Annotated in this window: 3 protein-coding genes; all 3 read left to right on the forward strand. The window is 51.7% G+C overall.

The features are described 5' to 3' along the window. The first annotated feature begins 244 nt into the window (after positions 1-244). The 3 genes from FD23_RS08480 to FD23_RS08490 all read left to right on the forward strand — a co-directional run bounded on the left by FD23_RS08480 (position 245) and on the right by FD23_RS08490 (position 2,643). Positions 245-691 (forward strand): MarR family winged helix-turn-helix transcriptional regulator, encoded by a 447-nt coding sequence (locus FD23_RS08480; protein WP_002876645.1) that lies wholly within the window; start codon positions 245-247, stop codon positions 689-691. After that, complete coding sequence (locus tag FD23_RS08485; protein WP_171030685.1) at positions 688-1,695, forward strand: asparaginase; 1,008 nt, start codon at positions 688-690, stop codon at positions 1,693-1,695. Before FD23_RS08480 ends, FD23_RS08485 begins: the two co-directional genes overlap by 4 nt. Before the next feature lie 120 nt (positions 1,696-1,815). Next, positions 1,816-2,643 (forward strand): Cof-type HAD-IIB family hydrolase, encoded by an 828-nt coding sequence (locus FD23_RS08490; protein ID WP_230844790.1) that lies wholly within the window; start codon positions 1,816-1,818, stop codon positions 2,641-2,643. The last annotated feature ends 139 nt before the right edge of the window (positions 2,644-2,782 follow it).

Raw genomic sequence — 2,782 nt, forward strand, 5'->3', positions numbered from 1 at the left:
TCCTGCGGTTAATGGAACTATCGCGGAAAGCTTTCTAAGTCTCTCAGTCATTTACACAAGTTTTTATACTGAACCTTTTTTAAAATACTTGGAAAATAGGGGACTTTTGAGGAAAAAATGGCAGATTTAAGCAAGTTGCGGGAGCAAATCGACCAGGCCAAGCGGCTGGAAGAGGACTTTTAACCGGCAAAAATGGTAAAATAGGCTCTTAGGTATTGTTGGTAGATTAGGAGCCGAGGAAACGATGGATTTAGGGTTAAGAGTCAAGAAGATCAATGATTTGATGGCCAAAAGGGGCAACTATGAGCTCAAGAAATTGGGCCTGACCTTTTCACAGTTTCACTGCCTGGTTTATCTGGAGAAATGCGCGGGCCAGCAGGCGCCTTTAAAGCAGCTGGAAAACCACTTTGAAGTGGCCCAAGCCACCATGGCCGGGATTGTCGGCCGCCTGGAAGGCAAGGGCTATGTCAGAAGCCGCCTGGCGGAAAGCGACAAGCGGGTGAAGATCGTCTGCCTGACGGATGAGGGCCGGCAGATTTGCGCCAGCGCTAAAAAGGGGATGCACAAGCTGCAGGAAAAGGTGGAGCAGCTCTACAGCCGGCAAGAACTAAGCCAGCTGGAAAAGTACCTGGATCGTTTGTATGAGCTTTTGGCTGAGGAAAATCGGGAAGCATGCGAGGAAAAAAGATGACCAATAAGAAAATATTGCTGCTGTCGACTGGGGGGACGATCGCGTCCGTGGCTTCAGAAGAGGGCTTGATCCCGGGCAAGTCCGGGGCGGAATTGCTCCATACCCTGGGCGGCCTGCCTTATGAAGTCGAGGTCAAGGACATTTTGTCTTTGGACTCTTCCAACATCCAGCCGGAAGAGTGGGCTTTTATCGCCGAACAGATTTATAAATTGCGCCGGGGCTTTGACGGTATCGTCGTCTCCCACGGGACTGACACCATGGCTTACACGGCGTCTATGCTCACCTTTATGTTGCAGGGAATTGACCTGCCCGTTGTTTTAACCGGGAGCCAGGCTCCCATGCAGGCCATCTTAAGCGATGCTCCAGATAACCTCCGGGTTGCTTTTGCCGCGGCCGCAACCTGCAAGCCGGGGATCTATATCGCTTTTAACCGGCAGATCATGCGGGGCTGCCGCTGCGTTAAGATCCGGACGACCGGTTTTGACGCCTTCAAGAGCATCAACGTTGACCCGGTGGCAATGGTGACTTCAGACGGCATTGACATCAAGCACAAAGACTTTGAATACGTGCCAAGCGAGCACGCCATCTGCACTTTGAACACCAAGGTGGAGACCCAGGTGGCCATGATCAAGCTTTTCCCAGGCTTTGACCCGGCGGTTTTGTCCGCCATGGTCGACAGCGGGGTCAGGGGGATCGTCATCGAAGCCTATGGCCTTGGCGGCATGAACTACATGCGGCGGAACATGGTTAAGGCGATCGGGGAGATCATCAAGCGGGGAGTCCCCGTGGTGGCCTGCAGCCAGTGTTTGTATGAACGGACTGACTTGACCAAGTATGAGGTTGGCCGGGCGGCTATGCTGGAAGGGGCGATCAGTGGCCGGGACATGACCAGTGAAAGTGCTGTAACCAAGCTGATGTGGGCCCTGGGCCAGGGGATGGACCTGGAGGACGTCCGGGCCTTTTTCAACAAGGATATTGCCGGTGAGGTAACCATCACCGATTAAGCTGCGGTAAGGCAGCTTTTTTATTTTTTCTTTTCATTTTCTTTTTTCATTTTTGTTTTCTTTTTGCTCCTAAAAACGCTATCATGGTGGTAGAAAAATGATGAGCAAGGAGGAAAAATGATGATCAAACTGATTGCTAGCGACTTAGATGAGACCTTGCTGGGGCCGGGCAGCCGGGTAGTAGAGGAAAATCTGCGGGCTATTAAAAAATGCCAGGAACTGGGCATCAAATTCGTGCCCGCTACAGGGCGCGGCTTTTACTCTTTAAGGCAGACGCTAGAAGAACTGGGCCAGGCGGATCAAGCCGGCCAGTACACGATTTGTTACAACGGCGGGGCGGTTTTTGAAAACAAGGGGCCGCGCCTGATCTCCTTTACCGGGATGGACGGGGACCTGGTTGAGGAAATCTTCAAACGGGGACAGGAATTAGGTCTGGGGATGCATATCTACACTGAGGACCAGGTTTACGGCTACCAGCTTACGCAAGAAGAGATCGATTTTTGCCAAGGCCGGGCCGACTTCGCGGCTTTGCCAGGCGGGGACTTAACGGCCTTGCGGGCCAGCGGAGCCCGTTTTGCCAAGATTCTTTACGTCGATACTGATTTTCCCCGCTTGAAAAAATTGCGGAAGGACCTGGCAGCTTTTGAAAAAGTCAGTGAGATGAGCTTTTCATCCAACCGCTACCTGGAATTCAACCCGCCCAAGGTGAACAAGGGGACAGGCCTAAAGAAACTGTGCCAGGAGCTGGGCTATCAGCTGGATGAGACCATGGCGATCGGGGACAGCTTCAATGACCTGGCCATGATCAAGGCAGCCGGCACCGGCGTCGGGGTGGCCAATGTCAGCCCGGAAATGCGGGCTGACTGCGATAAGATTACGGAGAAGACCTTTGACCAGGGGGCGGTGGCGGAAGCGATCGGCCGCTGGGTTTTGCCAGATTATGAGTAAGAAAAAACTTGTTAATTTTTCCTTTAGAATGATATAATTAATTCGCTAATTTATATAAGTCGCCAATTGCAAGAATAAATTGAACACTTACCATAACATCTGGTAGATTTTGACTATCTACGCCGGTAAATGCGGTCAA

Source organism: Lactobacillus delbrueckii subsp. delbrueckii DSM 20074 = JCM 1012 (assembly GCF_001433875.1).
In the GTDB taxonomy this organism is placed as follows: domain Bacteria; phylum Bacillota; class Bacilli; order Lactobacillales; family Lactobacillaceae; genus Lactobacillus; species Lactobacillus delbrueckii.